The sequence below is a fragment of the Treponema primitia genome, from assembly GCF_046533075.1.
Classification (GTDB): domain Bacteria; phylum Spirochaetota; class Spirochaetia; order Treponematales; family Breznakiellaceae; genus Termitinema; species Termitinema primitia_B.
Genome location: NZ_JAJQRB010000019.1, coordinates 26,153 through 44,099 on the forward strand (window position 1 = coordinate 26,153; position 17,947 = coordinate 44,099).

At 49.6% G+C, this 17,947-nt stretch carries 18 protein-coding genes and 1 other annotated feature; of the genes, 15 read left to right on the top strand and 3 right to left on the bottom strand.

The window, feature by feature from the left end:
- Window positions 1–55: 55 nt before the first annotated feature.
- Window positions 56–796, bottom strand: coding sequence for a hypothetical protein (locus LQZ19_RS03630; protein ID WP_411046288.1), 741 nt, complete (start codon window positions 794–796; stop codon window positions 56–58).
- Between the two features lie 83 nt (window positions 797–879).
- Window positions 880–1,125: a binding site (T-box leader), on the top strand.
- 23 nt (window positions 1,126–1,148) lie between these two features.
- Here LQZ19_RS03630 and thrS point away from each other — a divergent pair.
- The 3 genes from thrS to LQZ19_RS03645 all read left to right on the top strand — a co-directional run bounded on the left by thrS (window position 1,149) and on the right by LQZ19_RS03645 (window position 4,337).
- Window positions 1,149–2,936 carry a threonine--tRNA ligase gene (thrS, locus tag LQZ19_RS03635; protein ID WP_411046289.1) on the top strand — a complete coding sequence of 596 codons (1,788 nt, stop codon included), beginning with the start codon at window positions 1,149–1,151 and terminating at the stop codon, window positions 2,934–2,936.
- 13 nt (window positions 2,937–2,949) lie between these two features.
- Window positions 2,950–3,483, top strand: a complete 534-nt coding sequence (locus tag LQZ19_RS03640; protein ID WP_411046290.1) for a nitroreductase family protein — start codon at window positions 2,950–2,952, stop codon at window positions 3,481–3,483.
- 86 nt (window positions 3,484–3,569) lie between these two features.
- Complete coding sequence (locus tag LQZ19_RS03645) at window positions 3,570–4,337, top strand: SDR family oxidoreductase (RefSeq protein WP_411046291.1); 768 nt, start codon at window positions 3,570–3,572, stop codon at window positions 4,335–4,337.
- 77 nt (window positions 4,338–4,414) lie between these two features.
- Here LQZ19_RS03645 and LQZ19_RS03650 read toward each other — a convergent pair whose 3' ends face one another.
- Window positions 4,415–5,443, bottom strand: a complete 1,029-nt coding sequence (locus tag LQZ19_RS03650) for a LacI family DNA-binding transcriptional regulator (protein ID WP_411046292.1) — start codon at window positions 5,441–5,443, stop codon at window positions 4,415–4,417.
- Between the two features lie 144 nt (window positions 5,444–5,587).
- Between LQZ19_RS03650 and LQZ19_RS03655 the strand changes: the two genes are divergently transcribed.
- The 10 genes from LQZ19_RS03655 (at window position 5,588) to LQZ19_RS03700 (ending at window position 14,723) form a co-directional block, all read left to right on the top strand.
- Window positions 5,588–7,129 (top strand): sugar ABC transporter ATP-binding protein, encoded by a 1,542-nt coding sequence (locus tag LQZ19_RS03655; protein WP_411046293.1) that lies wholly within the window; start codon window positions 5,588–5,590, stop codon window positions 7,127–7,129.
- A gap of 15 nt (window positions 7,130–7,144) precedes the next feature.
- Window positions 7,145–8,128 (top strand): ABC transporter permease, encoded by a 984-nt coding sequence (locus tag LQZ19_RS03660; protein WP_411046294.1) that lies wholly within the window; start codon window positions 7,145–7,147, stop codon window positions 8,126–8,128.
- 61 nt (window positions 8,129–8,189) lie between these two features.
- Window positions 8,190–9,152, top strand: a complete 963-nt coding sequence (locus tag LQZ19_RS03665) for a sugar ABC transporter substrate-binding protein (RefSeq protein WP_411046295.1) — start codon at window positions 8,190–8,192, stop codon at window positions 9,150–9,152.
- Window positions 9,153–9,242: 90 nt separating this feature from the next.
- A complete protein-coding gene (locus LQZ19_RS03670; RefSeq protein WP_411046296.1) occupies window positions 9,243–10,010 on the top strand; it encodes a GolD/DthD family dehydrogenase in 768 nt (255 codons plus the stop codon).
- 26 nt (window positions 10,011–10,036) lie between these two features.
- The gene (locus LQZ19_RS03675; RefSeq protein ID WP_411046297.1) at window positions 10,037–11,032 is read left to right on the top strand and encodes a dihydroxyacetone kinase subunit DhaK; all 996 of its coding nucleotides are present in this window, start codon (window positions 10,037–10,039) and stop codon (window positions 11,030–11,032) included.
- Between the two features lie 12 nt (window positions 11,033–11,044).
- The gene (gene dhaL / locus LQZ19_RS03680; protein WP_411046298.1) at window positions 11,045–11,695 is read left to right on the top strand and encodes a dihydroxyacetone kinase subunit DhaL; all 651 of its coding nucleotides are present in this window, start codon (window positions 11,045–11,047) and stop codon (window positions 11,693–11,695) included.
- The gene (rpiB, locus tag LQZ19_RS03685; RefSeq protein ID WP_411046299.1) at window positions 11,695–12,153 is read left to right on the top strand and encodes a ribose 5-phosphate isomerase B; all 459 of its coding nucleotides are present in this window, start codon (window positions 11,695–11,697) and stop codon (window positions 12,151–12,153) included. The genes dhaL and rpiB overlap by 1 nt, the downstream gene beginning before the upstream one ends.
- A 260-nt stretch (window positions 12,154–12,413) precedes the next feature.
- A complete protein-coding gene (locus tag LQZ19_RS03690) occupies window positions 12,414–13,208 on the top strand; it encodes a DeoR family transcriptional regulator (RefSeq protein WP_411046300.1) in 795 nt (264 codons plus the stop codon).
- Between the two features lie 147 nt (window positions 13,209–13,355).
- A complete protein-coding gene (locus LQZ19_RS03695; protein ID WP_411046301.1) occupies window positions 13,356–14,111 on the top strand; it encodes a DeoR/GlpR family DNA-binding transcription regulator in 756 nt (251 codons plus the stop codon).
- A gap of 51 nt (window positions 14,112–14,162) precedes the next feature.
- Window positions 14,163–14,723: a manganese efflux pump MntP gene (locus LQZ19_RS03700; RefSeq protein WP_411046302.1), complete on the top strand. Its 561-nt coding sequence runs from the start codon at window positions 14,163–14,165 to the stop codon at window positions 14,721–14,723.
- Window positions 14,724–14,735: 12 nt separating this feature from the next.
- On the opposite strand, the gene LQZ19_RS03705 is transcribed toward LQZ19_RS03700, so the two are convergent.
- Window positions 14,736–15,614 carry a DUF2156 domain-containing protein gene (locus LQZ19_RS03705; protein ID WP_411046303.1) on the bottom strand — a complete coding sequence of 293 codons (879 nt, stop codon included), beginning with the start codon at window positions 15,612–15,614 and terminating at the stop codon, window positions 14,736–14,738.
- Window positions 15,615–15,744: 130 nt separating this feature from the next.
- On the opposite strand from LQZ19_RS03705, the gene LQZ19_RS03710 reads away from it, so the two are divergent.
- Both LQZ19_RS03710 and LQZ19_RS03715 read left to right on the top strand, forming a co-directional pair.
- The gene (locus tag LQZ19_RS03710; RefSeq protein ID WP_411046304.1) at window positions 15,745–16,980 is read left to right on the top strand and encodes a S1C family serine protease; all 1,236 of its coding nucleotides are present in this window, start codon (window positions 15,745–15,747) and stop codon (window positions 16,978–16,980) included.
- Window positions 16,981–16,984: 4 nt separating this feature from the next.
- Window positions 16,985–17,923, top strand: coding sequence for a cation diffusion facilitator family transporter (locus LQZ19_RS03715; protein ID WP_411046305.1), 939 nt, complete (start codon window positions 16,985–16,987; stop codon window positions 17,921–17,923).
- Window positions 17,924–17,947 lie beyond the last annotated feature (24 nt).

The window sequence follows — 17,947 nt, forward strand, 5'->3', positions numbered from 1 at the left end:
GGCAAAACAAGGTGAATTTATAAGGAGCAAGATTTATTTTTATGTAATCCTTCTTTTAATTTTCCAAATTCTGAGAATTGGCCACCACAAACTCCTGAATAAAGAGATAACAGGCATTGGCAATGGTGGATCTGAATAAATCCAACAGTTCCTGCTCATTAAAAGTCCTATGGAAAACCCGGATTCTATTGTCACTGGTTACAACGCGATTTTTTTTATAGAGGATTCTGCCCGTTTCATCAACTACGATTACCTGCATGTATACCTGGGCTTGGAAATAGCCGGTTTTACCTATTCCGGAAGACATGCTTTTAGAAAAATCAAAGATAACATAAACCCCCGCCTTTACCCCGGTTTCCTTCGCAAGGGCAAGGGCAAAATTCTTATCCCGGAAATTAATAGGATCGTAGCCATTAGCGATGGTGAATCCTTTTTTGTTCCAGCGTGAGTGTCTTTTTGCCTTTGCATAGGCCTGGGACCCGGTTATTTGCTCCTTCGGTACGATTGTGGTTACTCCCACATCATCAAAACTCTGCATGAGAATAGCCTCTGCATCGGTGATAAGGACATCTGCCCTGGAAACCTTTGTTTTTTCGGGATTCTCGTTCTTTTTGGGGTGGTTCGAAGAACCGGGATCCTCGTCATCCCAATAAATATTGTAGTTGGATAATACCGTAATAACACCCAGAGGCAAATTGGAGGAAAGATTTATTTCTTTTTGGTATCTAAGACCGGCGCATCCCATACAGAGTCCGGCTGTGATGACTACTCCTAGGATTATTACTGGACTTTTCAAAAAAAACCTCTTTTGTTATTGTAACCCAGTATGTCAACAAACGCAATGTCTTGACGTAGAAGTGACAAAAGGATATCCTTGTTACAATAGCTTTGACGGAGACGAGTAAGCTTTTATTCCAGGATTCAGAGAGACCGCGCCATGGGCTGTAAGCGTGGTTATCCGGAGATTGCAGAAAACCCCTCCCGAGCTGTTTTCCGGAACAGGGAATTCAGTTTCCTTAATATGGAAAGCCGGTTGTCTCCGTTAACGGCGAAGAGAGCGCCCCCCGTCATGGGGTGGTGAAACAGGGTGGTACCGCGGGTTCCGGTTGGAAGTCCGTCCCTGTAAGTCCTTTACAGGTGGGTACGTTATGTCTGATGAAAAAAAGAATCAAGAGCGGCTTGCATTTATCCGTCATTCGGTTAGTCATGTCATGGCCCAGGCGGTAACCCGGCTTTTTCCGGGGACCAAGGTAGCCATAGGTCCTTCCATAGAGAATGGCTTCTATTACGATTTTCAGTTTCCCCCATCAGCCGACGGAAAAGCGCCTCTGGTGGAGGAGGATCTTCCCGCCATTGAAGCGGAAATGAAGCGGATCATTGATTCCAAACAGGATTTTGTCCAAATCGAGCTAAGCCGGGATGAGACGTTGAAGCGTTTTGCCGATGAGCCCTTCAAGACCGAGCTGATCAATGAGCTTCCGGCGGATACGCCAATAATCATCTACGAGAACCGGGATGCCGGGGGTGCGATCCAATGGGCGGACCTCTGCCGGGGTCCCCATGTAGCCAATACCCGGGAGATCAACTCTGCAGCCTTTAAGCTGATGAGTATAGCCGGGGCCTACTGGCGGGGTGACGAGAACCGGCCCATGCTCACCCGTATCTACGGGACTGCCTGGGAAACTCCCAAGGACCTTAAGGCATACCTCTCCTTCCTGGAGGAAGTGGAAAAGCGGGACCACCGTCGGCTGGGAAAAGAGCTGGATCTCTACTCTATCCATGAGGAAGCCGGGGCAGGGCTTATCTACTGGCATCCCAATGGGGGCCGTATGCGGGTGGCCATCGAAAATTTCTGGCGTACCCTCCATTACAGGAATGGTTACGAGATCCTCTACACCCCCCATATCGGGAAGTCCTGGCTCTGGGAGACTTCGGGCCACTTGGGCTATTATAAGGGAAACATGTATTCCCCCATGGAGATTGACAACCAGGACTATATTATCAAACCCATGAACTGTCCCTTTCATATAATGATCTACAAGAACAAGGGGCGGAGTTACCGGGATCTGCCCCTGCGCTGGGCAGAACTGGGTACGGTCTACCGCTACGAGCGTTCCGGGGTGCTCCACGGCCTGCTAAGAGTCCGGGGCTTTACCCAGGACGATGCCCATATCTTCTGTACCCCCGACCAAATTGAAGGTGAAATCCGGGAAGTACTGCGGTTCAGCCTCCATCTCTGGAAGGTCTTTGGTTTTAAGGATATCAAGGCATATCTGGCCACTAAGCCTGCGGATTCCGTTGGGGAACAGAGCCGCTGGGATACCGCCCTGGAATCCCTGCGCAAGGCAATTACCGCCGAAGGTCTGGACTACGAGATGGACGAGGGGGGCGGCGCCTTCTACGGCCCCAAGATTGATCTGAAGATAAAAGACGCCCTGGGCCGGGAGTGGCAGATGACAACCATCCAATTCGACTTTAACGAGCCCGAGCGTTTCGACATGACCTTTGTGGACGCCGACGGCCAGCATAAGCGGCCCTACATGGTCCACCGGGCCCTGCTGGGTTCCTTGGAACGGTTCTTCGGGGTACTCATCGAACACTTCGGCGGCGCCTTCCCGGCGTGGATCGCCCCGGAACAGGTGGCGGTGATCCCCGTGGCGGAGGGCTTTAACGAATATGCCAAAAAGATCACCGCAGAACTCAAGGCCCGTGATCTCCGGGTTACGGCGGAACTGGACGATGGCAGGCTCAACGCGAAGATCCGGGAATGCCAGAACCGGAAGATCCCCTACATGCTGGTGGTAGGCCAGCGGGAGGCGGATGAAGGCACGGTTTCAATACGCCTCAGGGACGGGAGACAGCTCCCGGCAATGAAGATAGCGGAATTTGCCGATTACGCAATAAACAAGGTCAATACCCAGGACCTGGAATTATAGAAGGAGGCGTACCATGAGTAAGAGTACCCTGAAGGATCTCAAAACACGGCGGAGTATCCGTTCCTATAAACCGGAGCAGATAACTGATGAAGAACTGGACTCGATCCTCGAGGCCGGTACTTGGGCTCCCACGGGAGGCGGATCACAGTCGCCGGTGATTGTGGCGGTGCAGAACAAGACGGTGCTTAATAAGCTGCAAAAGCTCAACGCGGAGGTGCTTAAGGATCCCAAGGCTAAGCCCTTCTATGGAGCCCCCACGGTGCTGGCGGTGCTGGTGGACAAGACCAAGAACACCCCCCTGGAGGATGGCGCCCTGGTATTGGGCAATTTGCAAAACGCCGCCTGGGCCGTTGGGGTGGATTCCTGCTGGATACACCGGGCCAAACAGGTGTTTGAAAGCGAAGAGGGCAAGGAACTCCTCAAAAAGTGGAAACTGGACAGCGATACATACTTTGGGGTTGGTTTCTGCATCCTCGGGTATGCCAAAGAGGGGCCCAGGCCCAAACCCGCCGCCAGGAAAACAGGATATATCATCAAGGTAAAGTAAAATTTCGGTCTTATTATTTTGTAATGGTTATTCCCCCGCCAATAGTGGTAGGGGGATTTATTCTTTTAATGCTAGTGAGGATATTTATGAGCTATTTAGATACATTGTTCGGCCTAAAGGGCAAGGTGGCGGTGGTGACTGGCGGCGGCCGTGGTATAGGCCAGGTGGTCGCGGTGGGGCTCGCCAAGGCGGGGGCGGAAATCGCTATCATTTCCCGTACCGGGGCTGATGAAACGGTTCGCCTTATTGAGAAGGCAGGCGGGAAAGCCTACAGCCTACTGGCGGATGTTACCAAAGAAAGCGAGGTGGATACCGCTCTTAAAACGGTGGTTTCCCGATCCGGTTCCCTGGATATCGTCTTTAATAATGCCGGGGTTTGTATCCACAAGGATACTCTGGAGGCCAGCATCGCCGAATGGCGGGAAGTGCTGGATATCAATCTGACCGGCGAATATATAATGGCCCGGTCGGCGGGAAGGATCATGATTGAACGGCATATTAAGGGAAGTATTATCAACATGGCTTCCATGTCCGGTTCTATCGTGAATATACCCCAATGGCAGGCTTCCTATAATGCTTCTAAAGCCGGGGTTATCCATATGACCCGTTCCTTGGCGGTGGAATGGTCCCAGTACGGTATCCGGGTGAACAGCCTGAGTCCGGGATATATCGGTACTCCCATGAGCGTCGATACCCCCCAGGAACTGAAGGACGCCTGGATGCCCCTGATCCCCGCCCACCGCATGGGTGATCCCGAAGAATTGGTGGGGGCAGTGATCTATCTGGCCGCAGCAAGTTCAGGTTACACCAACGGGAGCGACCTGATTGTAGACGGAGCGTATGTTTGTATGTAAGGTTTGTTAGGTACTTAGTCCACAGGGATAGTATATATTATCGGTGTGCTTATGGTGGGCACCCTGACCACGGGAAACTATGTCGGAAGTACGGTGAGAGGGTTGGCAATACGGTCTATGATGGTGGTATCGAAAAGCAATTCCCGTTTTATATCGCGGGTATAATTAGACTGCTCAATCAACTGGAGAAGGTTTTCCACTGCGGCGTTGCCTATTTCCGCTACGGGCTGGGAAATAACCGATACGGGATATTTTAAGTAGTTAAGCCATCGGTTATCGTCGTAACTGAGAAGGTTTATCTTTTTTTGCATTTCAGCATCAAGGGGATCCAAAACCTCTATGGTCTCGGCGCAGAGGGAGGATGTTGCGCAAATAATACCGTCCAATCCTTCTTCGATAATGAATTGTTTAATCAGAGGGAAGGAATCGCCTCCGTTGTACTTCAAATAAAGCACCTTGGGGATGGCGGCGGAATCGAATTCGTTCAAAGCGGCCTTATACCCCAGAATACGCTTCCGGATGGTATCAACCGGATCCGCATATCCTATAAATCCGATATTTTTACACCCCATCTTAATCATATACCCGGCTCCCTGGTAACAGCTTTGAAAATTATTTATCCCCACGGATAAAAAGTTATGGGATTCATACTGCCGGTCTATAAGAACCACAGGGATAGAGATGTTTTTCAAGATTTTTGGCATACGATCCGCATCTGCAGGGGCTAAAAGCAGGCCGTTTACGTTCCTGCCCAGCAAAAGGCCGATGTTTTTCTCCTCTTTTTCAAAATCCGCCTCGGAATCACAGAAAATAATGGATACCCCATAGTCAGCAGCCACGGATTCAATCGCCTTAATCATATCATTATAGTAATCTTCCCGGGCGTCCGCCAGAATAACCCCAATACAGATTTCATTGCTCCTGGTAGATTTGGACATTTTGGCGGATCGGTAGTTCAGTTCTTTAATAACCCTTAGAACGGCGTTCTTTGTCTCCTGGTTTACATGCCTGGTCTTATTAATCACATGGGAAACGGTGGTGATAGAAACCCCCGCCTTCAGGGCAACCATTTCCATGGTGAGATTTTTGGGATTAGACGACTTCATTGGTTTATCATAAAGAGTTTGTTTTAAAAAAGCAATTATCCTTATTTTTAGAAATATTTGCCAAATTTGCGCAAAATTTTTCTTGACATGCGCAAATAGTCATGGGAGAATGAAAAGGTAAAATCCCTTAGGAGATCCAGCGTTATGACTGAAAATATTTATTTGGAATTGAAAAACATTACCAAGGTGTTCCCCGGGGTCCTGGCCCTGGACAATGTCAGTTTTACCACGAAACGGGGAGAGGTCCACGCGCTCTGCGGAGAAAACGGGGCTGGGAAATCAACCCTCATGAAGATCCTCAACGGGATACATAAAGCCGATTCAGGGGATATATATATTGAAGGGAAACCTGTTCAGATTCAGAACCCTCTGGATGCCAGAAAACGGGGAATCGCCATGATTTTTCAGGAATGTACCTTTGTTCCCGAGATGTCTGTGGCAGAAAGCCTGTTCTTTGGGGATTTGCCGGTTAACACAATGAACCGGGTTGACTGGAAGTATATTTATAAAACCACCGAGGATCTGCTTCGTTCCGAGGGGCTGCTTGATAACCCCCGGCTGATCGAAGGCATTCATACCAGGCTTAAATACCTGTCGATTGCGGATATTCAGATGCTGGAGATTGTCAAGGCAATCCATAAGGATTCTCAAGTTATCATCATGGATGAGCCAACCTCTTCCATCGCCCAAAGGGAAGCGGACAATCTTTTACAAAAAATTATTGAGTTGCGGAATCGAGGGAAAAGTATCATCTATATATCCCACAAGATGGATGAGCTGTTTAAGATTGCCGACCGCATAACGGTATTCCGCGATGGCAAGGTTGTCTTCGGAGATGATGCAAAAAATCTTACCATTGATAAAGTAATAACCATGATGGTCGGACGGGAATTGAGTAATGACTATCCAAAAGTTGAAGCAGAAAAAGGCGCGGAACTGTTGAGGGTTGAAAACCTCCGGCGCAGCGGCGTGTTTCACGATATTTCTTTTAAGCTCCATGCGGGGGAGATTGTTGGTTTTGCAGGACTTGTCGGGGCGGGGCGTACAGAAGTTGCCCGTGCGCTGAGCGGCCTTGATCCGATAGACGGGGGTTCGGTATTTGTCAAGGATAAAGAAGTAAAGATCCGGAATGTTACTGACAGTATCAACAACGGTATTGCCATGTGTTCCGAAGACAGGCGGCGTAACGGCTTGGTACTGATACGCAGCATACGGGAGAATGTCGGGCTGCCGAATCTTCGCCGGTATATTTATCGGGGGCATCTCCACCGGAAAAAAGAAGTCGCAGAGATAAACACCCAGAAAGCCAATCTTAATATCAGGACGCCTTCAATTGAATTCAACGCCGGGAACCTTTCCGGGGGTAATCAGCAGAAGGTTGTTCTCGCAAAATGGCTTATCAAAAATCCTGCGGTACTTATTCTGGATGAACCTACCCGCGGGATAGATGTGGGTGCGAAGTATGAGATTTATAAACTGATGAGTGACATCGTTAAAGACGGTGGCAAAGGGATTGTGATGATCTCCTCGGAAATGCCCGAACTTTTGGGTATGTGTGATCGTATCTACGTAATGTCCAAAGGCCGCATTACCGCAGAATTGTCCCGTTCTGAATTTTCACAGGAACGGATAATGCAATTTGCTACCGGAAGCGTTAAAGGTGCCATTAAGTCCAGCGTCAAATAAACAAGGAGAAGAAAAATGTCGAAAAATGATACTTTACTGACACGGATTTCAGCTTTTGTAAGCAAGTATAGTATTCTGGTTGTTCTTGCGGCTGTATTCATTATCAGTTGTATATTGAATTCCCATTTCTTGTCACTGGTAAATCTTACCAATATTCTGCGCCAAAACGCGGTTGTTGTTATTCTGGCATTTGGTGAGACTGCGTTAATCATTTCCGGTATGATAGACCTTTCGTCCGGCGCGGTCATTGCCTTTACGGGCTGTTTTTCCATATGGGTATTCAAGTTTACCGGGAACATCGCACTTGCATTCACCGCCGGCCTTGCCCTTGCAATTGCCTTTAATGCAATAAGCGGACTGCTTGTCAGTGTCTACAAAACGCCGGCCTTCATTGCTACCCTGGCTATAACAACCATAGCCCGCGGCAGCGTTTTGCTTTTTACCCGCGGCCAGGACATATACCAGATTGGTAAATTTGTTGTCTTTGGGCAGGGTAATCTTTCATTTATTCCGGTTCCTGTTATCTTTATGTTTGCCATGCTCATTTTTACCTGGTATATACTGAATCATACCCGCTTCGGCAGATCCCTCTATGCCATCGGAGGGAATGAAGAGGCGGCGATTGCTTCGGGAATAAATGTAAGCAGGGTAAAATTTTTCTGCTATATCCTTAATGGTTTTCTTGTTGGTCTTGCGGGGATCATATTCATGTCCCGTATCAATGCGGGTATACCCGGTTCGGGTTCCGGTTATGAAATGGAAGCCCTTACGGCGGCTATTATCGGCGGGACGAGCTTTTCCGGCGGCGTTGGTAGTGCGGTTGGAACTCTTGCGGGGGCGTTCATCGTCGGCATTATCAACAACATAATGAACCTTATCGGGATAAACCCCTATATCCAGCAGATTGTAAAGGGGATCATCATCGTGTTGGCAGTGATCCTTGATCTCCGCGCAAAGAATCGGAGGCTTGCAGTTAAGGAAGTGCCGGCAGAGGGTTGAGCCGGATCAAAGTGAATTAAACGCCTTGCGTTTAAGAATAAAGCTATTCTTGGAGGAAGACATGAAGAAGTTCTTAGTGGCAGTATTAGCATTGACTATGGTTTGTTCAACCATGGCCTTCGCCGCCGGTGGAAAGGATACCGGCAAGAAACGGGTTCTGTTTGTAGCTCGGACGCTGGGAGATACATTCCCTGCATGGTTGCGGAGTGCCTTGGAAGAGGAAGTAAAAAAATACCCCGATATTGTTCTTACCAGTCAGGATGGCCAGGGAAGCGATCAGCAGATTGCGGATTTTGTTGATAACGGCATAACCAACAAGTTTGACGTTATCCTGTTACAGCCTCAGAATACTGAAGCCCAGCGGCCTCCTGCGGAAAGGGCTGTTAAAGCGGGTATCCCCCTGGTAACAGTAAATCTCCGTATTCCCGGCATGGAAAATGTAAGTAACAGCGTAGACGCAAGTCCCTTTGATCAGGGCGGCGGTTGTGCGAAGCTTGCGTTAACCCAGATCCCCCAGGGCGCCCGGGTTGTCGTACTGAATGGCCCCGCCGCACATCCCCACTCAAATGAACGCCGCCGGGCATGGCAGGAGATTTTCTTTAATGCCAGGCCTGATATTGTAAAGCTGGCTGAGGATTATGCAAACTGGAACAAAGACGAAGCGATGAAGCTGATGGAAGACTGGGTACAGGCTCACGGAAAAATCGACGCCGTTATCTCAATGAACGATAATATGGCCACCGGCGCCATTGAGGTCATTAAGGATAACCCCGCCTATGCGAACCTGTTGGTTTATGGCGTAGACGGTACTGCCGAGGCTGCTCTGCTTATCCAGCAAGGCAAGATGACCGCCACTTCTTTCCAGAATGCCTATGCCCTCGCGGAAAATAGCCTGAACATTATTAATGCTATCCTGAGCGGAACCCAGCAGGGCTTTTCCAATATTGATATTGAATGCCCCGTTATTACCAAGGATAATGTCCAGTCCCTTATTGATACACATAAAAGAGCCGGTGCACTTTAAGGGGCATCCCTAATGGATAAAAGAAGGGTTTCATTCCTTTGGGGTTGGAATTCTTCTTTTTATTGGATATTATTCGAAAAGGGGTAAATTATGCTATCATACCATGGAGCGGATGTAAATTTTTCTCTGGAAGGGAAAACCGCTATTATCACCGGAGGCGCTGCCGGGATCGGCAATGCTACTGCACAGTTTTTTGCCAAGAAAGGCGTGAATCTAATCCTGGCGGATCTGAATCCGGAAACGGATATCATAGCCAAGAAAATTGGTCCTAAGAATATCGGTGTTGTGGGGAATATAACCGAAGGCGCTTATCGTAAAAGTATTATTGAAGCGGGCGTGAAGGCCTTTGGAAAAATTGATATATTGGTAAACAGCGCCGGTATTGCAGTCCTGGAAAAGGCGGAGATCATTTCCGAAGATTTTTGGGATCGTACCATTAACATTAACCTCAAAGCCAGTTTTATGATGGCCCAGGTTTTCGGTTCCTATTTAATTGAAAAAAAGCTTCCCGGCTCTATTGTCAGTTTGGCTTCCCAGGCGGGTGTTATCGCCCTGGATAAGCATGTGGCGTACTGCGCCAGTAAGGGGGGGATCATTTCCATGACCCAGGTTCTGGCCCTTGAGTGGGGTAAGTACGATATACGGGTAAACTGCGTGTCCCCCACGGTGGTCTTAACCGAACTGGGTCATAAAGCCTGGGACGGGCCGGTGGGAGATGCCTTTAAGAAGGAGATCCCCGCCGAACGGTTTGCCGAACCCGATGAAATCGCCGGGGTTATTGCCTTCCTCTGCAGTAACACCGCAGCCATGATAACCGGACATAATTTGCTGGTTGACGGCGGATATACAAGTAAATAGAATAGCGCCTGGAAGGAGAAAATAAGATGCAGCGTATTTTAAACAATCCGGATGATATCGTTGATGAAATGCTCAAGGGCTTCGTAAAAGTGCATAGTGATATTGTGACTGCTACTAAAAATCCAAGGGTTCTTAAGCGTGTTGATATTCCCGCCGATAAAGTCGGGGTGGTAACCGGCGGCGGCAGCGGGCATAAACCTGCCTTTATCGGTTATATCGGGGAAAATCTTTGCGATGCGGTTGCGGTAGGTGAGATTTGTTCATCCCCAACGGCGGCGGCTTTTCTGGACGCATTTAAGGCGGCGGACCGGGGCAAGGGCGTGGCCTGTCTCTACGGAAACTACTCCGGGGACAACATGAACGTAAAGATGGCGGTCAAAATGGCCAAGAAAGAAGGCCTTGAAGTAAAGACCGTGGTAGCCAATGATGATGTCGCTTCGGCGCCCAAGGACGAGCGGGAAAAGCGGCGGGGTGTGGCCGGGGAAGTGTTGATGTGGAAGGTCGGCGGTGCAAAAGCCGCAGCCGGCGGGAACCTGGACGAGGTTATCGCGGCAGCCCAAAAAGCCATTGATAATACCCGCAGCATTGGTATCGGCCTAACCCCCTGTACCCTGCCTGCGGTGGGACACCCTAATTTTGAAATTAAACCGGGAACCATGGAAGTGGGGATCGGCCATCATGGGGAGCCGGGGATTGAGGTCTGTCCCCTGGAAACTGCGGCCCAGATGGCCAAACGGATGGTGGATGTGGTTCTGCCCGACTATCCTTTCGTTTCGGGGGATGAGGTGGTGGTACTGGTCTCCGGGCTGGGCGCTACGCCGATTATGGAGATCTACGTACTCTATGACGAAATAGAAAAACTCATCGCCGGAAAGGGTATCAAGATTCACCGGGCTTATGCGGGAAATTACTTCACTTCTTTGGAAATGATGGGTGCAACTCTGACAGTCATGAAGCTGGACGATGAGCTTAAAAAATTGGTGGATATGCCCTGTTACAGTATGGGCATAAAACAAAAATAGGGAGAAACTATTTTGGGTGGATTTAAAGTCAAGGACGGTAAGCCGGTTCTTTTAAAGATGGTTACGGGGATTCAGCAGAACAAGGACTACCTTGGAGAGGTTGATGGCCTTATCGGAGACGGCGATCATGGTATGAATATGAACAAGGGCTTCACCATGTTTGCTGAGCAGATAGCGGCTAAGGATATAGGTTTTACCGAGGGGCTGGATGAACTGGGGAACCTCCTGTTTTCCAAGATTGGGGGCTCCATGGGGCCAATCTATGGGTCAATTTTTATGAGCATGGCGGAATCAATAGAGGATCTTGAAGAGATCGATACCGCCGATGTTTCAAAAATGGTAAACGCCGGGCTTGACGGCCTGCATGAAGTGGTAAAGGGCGAAGTTGGGGATAAGACCCTGGTGGATACCCTGGCGCCGGCTAATGAGGCCCTTAAACAGGCCGCAAAGGCGGGAAAATCCCTTCCCGAAGCGTTAGGGGAAATGAAAGCCGCCGCCGCAAAGGGCCGGGATTCAACCAAGGACCTGGTGGCCAAGTTCGGCCGTTCAAGCCGCCTGGGGGAGCGTTCCCGGGGAGTCCTGGACGCCGGAGCCGTATCCTGCTGCATCATCCTCACCGCCATAGCGGATGGCATTGTTGAACAGCTAAAGGCGGGCGCCTGATGCATACTATTGTTATCGGCTGCGATAATGCCGCGGTCCCCATGAAGAACATGCTGATAAAGTTTCTGGAGAGTAAGGGTGTTGCCGTGGAGAACAAGGGCTGCGACAGTGCCGATGACCCAACCAATTATCCTTCGGTAGCAAAAAAGGTTTGCCAAGCTATCATCGAAAGCGGATACACTAAGCGGGGCATCCTGGTTTGTGGTACCGGTATCGGCATGGCCATGTCGGCAAATAAGTTTAAGGGTATCCGCGCGGCCTGCTGTCACGATAATTTTTCTGCGGAACGTTCTATACTCAGCAATAACGCTAATGTGCTTACCATGGGAGAGCGGGTTATTGGTCATGAGCTGGCGAAGAAAATTGTAGGGGAATGGATCACCCTGGAATTTAAAGAAGGCCCCTCATCACCCAAGGTTCAGGAAATCATCGCCATTGAAAATGCGAATATGAAATAACTAACGCCCTATACGGTTCAAGGTCCTCCGAAAGGAGGGCTTTTTTTCTGTCGGCGCATAATTCCACCAATTTACTCCCTATATAATACGAAAAGCAATTATATTGCCAGAGTAAACATTTTAATTACGTACGAAACCTTTTTATTGACTTTTTGGTTTATTTTAGTATCTTATAAGCAAGGGAAAGCAAATAAAACCCCTTAAAATCGGTAGCGCTACGGATTAAAACGAAACGAACAAACATGAAAGGAAGGTAAACGATGACGGAAAGACACAACCGAATTTTAGAACTCCTGGCTCAGAATCATCGGATCGAGGTTGCGATTTTGGCTGAACTCTTGGATGTTTCCCAGGTAACGATACGAAAAGACCTGGATCAGCTTGAAGAACGGGGGCTTATACGCCGGGAACATGGATTTGCCCTTTTTGGCTCCTTTGATGATGTGGGGAGACGTATGGCTTTTCACTACGATATCAAACGAAGGATAGCAAAGGCCGCCGCGGAACTGGTGGAGGATGACGAGACGGTGATGATAGAATCCGGTTCCTGCTGCGCCCTTTTTGCGGAGGAACTGGCTAACAGTAAACGGGATGTTACGATTGTCACTAATTCCGCCTTTATCGCCAACCATATACGGCACGCGCCCTACGGAAGGGTAATCCTCCTGGGAGGAGAATACCAGAAAAATTCCCAGGTTCTGGTTGGGCCTATAATGCGGAAGTACACCGAGTTTTTTATGTCCGATAAATTTTTTATCGGGACCGATGGTTTTACCACGAAATTTGGATTTACCGGAAGGGATCATTGTCGGGCCCAGGCGGTACGGGATATGGCGGAACAGGCAAAGCGGATCATCGTTTTAACGGAATCTGAAAAATTCTTCCACCAGGGTGTTGAGGGATTGGTTCGGGTTGAAGATGTAGCTGCGGTGTTCACGGACGATAAAATCCCCTACGATATTGATAAATTCTTAGCTGAAAGAAAGGTCATCGTTAATAAAGTACCCGCCGTTGTCCGGTCCACTGCCATCGTGTCGGGAAATGTTGCCCGGTAAAGTTTCATTCCCCCTAAGCCTCCTGAGGCTGCCATCCCTCAGGGGGTTTTTTTGTATACGAAAAGCTAGATTTTTGATTTCGTAAGAAGGTATTTATATTGACATAAGAAGAATTCTGAGATATCCTATGCTATAAGGGGTATTGGATTGATAAAGAGACACGTAAAGATTCTCGATATAGTCACAGAGCGCCAAAGGCTTGAGGTAAGCGCTTTGGCGGAACTCCTGGGCGTATCCAAGGTAACGGTACGCAAAGATTTGGCGGAACTTGAGGAGATGGGAGTTCTCCGGCGTGAACATGGTTATGCGGTTATCGGCGCCGTGGACGATGTGGGACGCCGTCTGGCCTACCATTACGACATAAAAAAGCAGATAGCCCAGGCTGCGGCCCTGGCGGTGAATAATGGGGAAACGGTAATTATCGAATCCGGTTCCTGCTGTGCCCTTCTGGCGGAAGAACTGGCCGCAACTAAGCGGGATGTTACGATAATCACCAACTCTTCCTTTATAGCTAACCATGTACGCCATGCTTTTCATATCAAGATTATTCTCCTGGGGGGTGACTACCAGAGCGAATCCCAGGTGGCGGTGGGCCCCATCACCATAAAATGTGCGGGGGATTTTTTTACGGATAAACTTTTCATCGGAACCGATGGGTTTACCGAGAAATTTGGGTTTACCGGCAGGGACCACCTGCGGGCCGAGACCGTTCAGGGTATCGCGAAACAGGCCCGGCAGGTGATGGTATTAACGGAATCGGAAAAGTTTTCCCACCAGGGTGTGGTTGGGCTGGTACGTACTACGGATGTTTCAACGGTTTATACCGATGACCGGATACCCCCGGAGACGGAGGCTTTTTTATCCAAGAATCATGTTATGGTCCATAAAGTGCCGATGGAATAGGTAGAAAGCAGGGCACTTGTAACGGCCCTTGAAAACGGATAGGGTGTCTAAATGCTTTCCATTATACTGATTGGTTTTAGTCTTGCCTTTGATGCCCTTGCGGTTTCAATCAGTTCGGGCATATGTAATAGGAACTTAAAAACATTCTATGTTGTCAGGGGCTCTTTCTTTTTTGGCGCCTTCCAATTTATCATGCCCGTAATTGGATGGTTTTTGGGGAAAACCTTTGTTGTCTATATAGAGGCATTCGATCATTGGATAGCCTTTGCTTTGTTGTCTTTTATTGGCGGTAAAATGCTTATTGGCGCAATTAGCAAGAATAAGGAAAAAACAACCGGAAAAAATATTGACATTCAGAATATTGGAAATCTTTTTATACTTGCAATAGCAACAAGCATTGATGCGTTGGCGGTTGGTCTGTCTTTTAGTATGGTGAATCAGGACATATGGATTCCCGCATTAATTATCGGGAGCATGACCTTTGTATTATGTTTTTTTGGTTTTGAATTCGGAAAAAAAATCGGTTTGGCCTTTGAAAATGGGTCGCAGATTATTGGCGGATTGATTCTGATTGGAATAGGTATAAAAATCCTTCTGGAACATATTCTGTAGCCCGGTTCTCCTTTAGGTCTTTCCCGGGCTAGCGGTATATTTTTTGACAAAACCCGAAGGCCGGTAGGTCATCTTGGCCTGTCGCAGCCCCTCGTCTCCCAGATCCTGCTCCCGGTTGATATGGATAAACGATTCCGGCAGGGAGGCGGCAAAGCTTTGGTTCATGTACTGAAAAATTCCCTTGTATTCATCAATGGCTTTTTCAAAATGAATGGCGAACATGCGGCCATCCGCAAGACTTTCTCCCAGGCACCAACCGGCGGGCTCGCCGTTTATGTAATATATGGCGCCCCTCATTTCCAGTTTGTTAAACAATTCCAGGCTTTCCCGGGCGGCGATATAATCCCCGTCGGCGCCCTTGTCTTCCCGCCAGCGGTCCAGGACCCACAGGGCCTGGGGAATGAGCTCCGCGCTTAGAGGCCGCTGCTCGTGGGAATAGTAATTTACAAATTGGTTAACCAGGTTCCGTTTCTTATGGTATTTCTTACCCGGCAGTTCCGCCAGATCGCTCCGCCGGTAGAGATAGTCAAAGTTGTCCCGATCTTCCGTAATTTCGATGCCCCATTCTTCCAGATGTTTCCGGCTGGGGATAAGCACTGAATCGGAGATGCCCTTCCAATATTCATGGGTCGTAAAAAGCTTTTCCAGAATGTCCCGATCCGGAGCCGCAGAGGGGGTCATAAAGAATTTTTTCCCCTCCCTTTCCCCGGAGAGTATAAAGGTCTTATTCGGTACCCGGGAAACCCGGTAATTGTACCGTTTCCGGAATAAAAAAAGACCGCCAAAGGTGTATTCAGACACGCCATCGGGGGTTTGGGAAAGATGGGGATGCATTTCATCTTTTAATCCCAGAGTTAGGGGTACAAAGTCGGGGTAACAGGGGATCTGCATACTTTATTTAATATAATCGATATACCCCCTTCTGGGCAATTATAAAACGCGGGGTCTAAATTTTGTACCCCCTTTAATTTTCTGCCTGTTTCTACTATACTAATAGCATACTAAAACCCTGGGGGAGCCCATGAAATTGTATAGCCGCGGGCAGGTAATCTTTTTTTCCGTGCTGAGCGTCCTCATTGTAGTTATGTTTGCCGTGGGGATAGGTGTTTTACGGATACCCCTGAAAGGCGGAACTAAGGCCCAGGCTGAGGCAGTCAAAAACACCGAAGCGGATCCCCTGGAAGCACTGCAGCTGCGGCAGTCTCCCTATACTAATCCCCTGCTGACAAAAACTGCGGAGCTCCAAGCCTATACGGAGGATGAGCGGGAGAATATCGGGGTTTACGAGCAGCTTAACGAGGCGGTGGTGAACATCACCACCGAAACCGTGGCGATCAACTGGTTCCTGGAACCGGTGCCCCAGGAGGGCGGTTCCGGGTCGGGGTCCATCATCGATACCCGGGGCTATGTGTTAACCAACAATCACGTTATCGAAAATGCATATAAGGTGTTTATCAACCTGGCCGATGGTACCCAGCTAGAGGGTTCGCTTATCGGTACGGACCCGGAAAATGATCTGGCGGTGCTGAAGTTTGATCCCCCCCGTGGGGCGGAACTGAAGACCGTGCCCTTTGGGGATTCGGAGAACCTTAAGGTGGGCCAGAAGGTGATGGCCATCGGCAACCCCTTTGCCCTGGAGCGGACCCTGACCGTGGGTATCGTTTCCGGACTGGGGCGGCCTATCCAGACTTCCCGGCAGAATATTATCCGGGACATGATCCAGACCGATGCTTCTATTAACCCCGGCAATTCCGGAGGGCCCCTCCTGGATTCCATGGGTAGGATGATCGGCATTAATACTATGATCTATTCCCCCTCCGGCGGTTCCGTGGGTATCGGGTTCGCGGTACCGGTTAATACCGCTAAGCGGGTGGTGGCTGAGCTTATCGCCTATGGGAAGGTCCGGCGCGGCTGGATCGACGCATCGGTTGTGCAGATTTTCCCCGCCCTGGTACGTTACGCTAAGCTGCCGGTAGAGTCGGGGCTCCTGGTATCCCGGACTAACCGGAATGGTTTTGCGGAACAGGCGGGGATACGCCAGGGGAGTGAGCCCGTGCGCTACGGGTCTAACGTGATCTACCTTGGCGGGGATATTATCAGCTCCGTGGACGGGATGAAAACCGAAACCCTGGCGGATCTCTACTCGGCCTTGGAGGATAATAAGCCCGGGGAACGGGTTGCGGTGGAGCTGATCCGCGGCGGAAGGACGATCCGGCTGGAGCTAATTCTGGCGGACCGGGAAGAGTCCAGGCAGTAATATATTGGAGACCGGAACCAGAAAAACCAGACTTATAAAGACGGCGGCCTGGGTTGCCCTGCTGGGGAACGCCGTTCTGGCGGTGCTTAAGATTAGCGCCGGTATCTATGCCGAAAGTCTCGCGGTTATAGGGGATGGTATCGATACTTCGGTGGATGTTCTCATCGCGGTGATGACCCTGGTGGTAGCCAGGGTTATTGCCCAGCCTGCGGATGCCTCCCACCCCTGGGGCCATGGCCGGGCCGAAACGGTGGCCACCGCCATCCTTTCCTTTGCCCTCTTTTTTGCCGGCGCCCAGCTCATGCTTAATTCGGCTTCCAATATCATTTTTGGAAAGCGCCGTGAAGTACCGGGGTCACTTGCCCTTATCGTAACCATTATTTCCATAATTGGTAAAATCATCCTTGCCTGGAGCCAATACCTTTTTGGGAAAAGAGCGGATTCCCCTATGCTCAAGGCCAACGCGAAAAACATGACCGGCGACGTGGTGATATCCGCAGGAGTTTTGATCGGCCTCTTTTTTTCCATCCTTACCGGTATAGGACTCATCGATTCGGTAGCAGCCCTCCTGGTAGGTATTTGGGTGATCAAAGCCGGGGTAGAGATTTTCGTCGAGGCTAACGCAGAACTTATGGACGGCGGTTCGGGGAAGGAATTTTACCGGGCCGTGTTTGAGGCAGTCCACAGTGTTCCTGGGGCAGGGAACCCCCACCGTACCCGTATGCGCCGCATAGCCGGGTTTTGGGATATCGACATCGACATTGAAGTGGACCCATCCCTGACCATCCGGGAGGCTCACGCTATTGCCTCAGGGGTAGAAAAGGCGATCAAGGGGCGGGTAGAGGGGGTCTACGATATCATGGTTCATGTGGAGCCCGCAGGGAACCGCGAAAAGGAAAGCTATGGACTCCAGGAAGACCAGATATCAAAACTGGGATCATAACATTGCGGTTTTAGAAAATTCCTG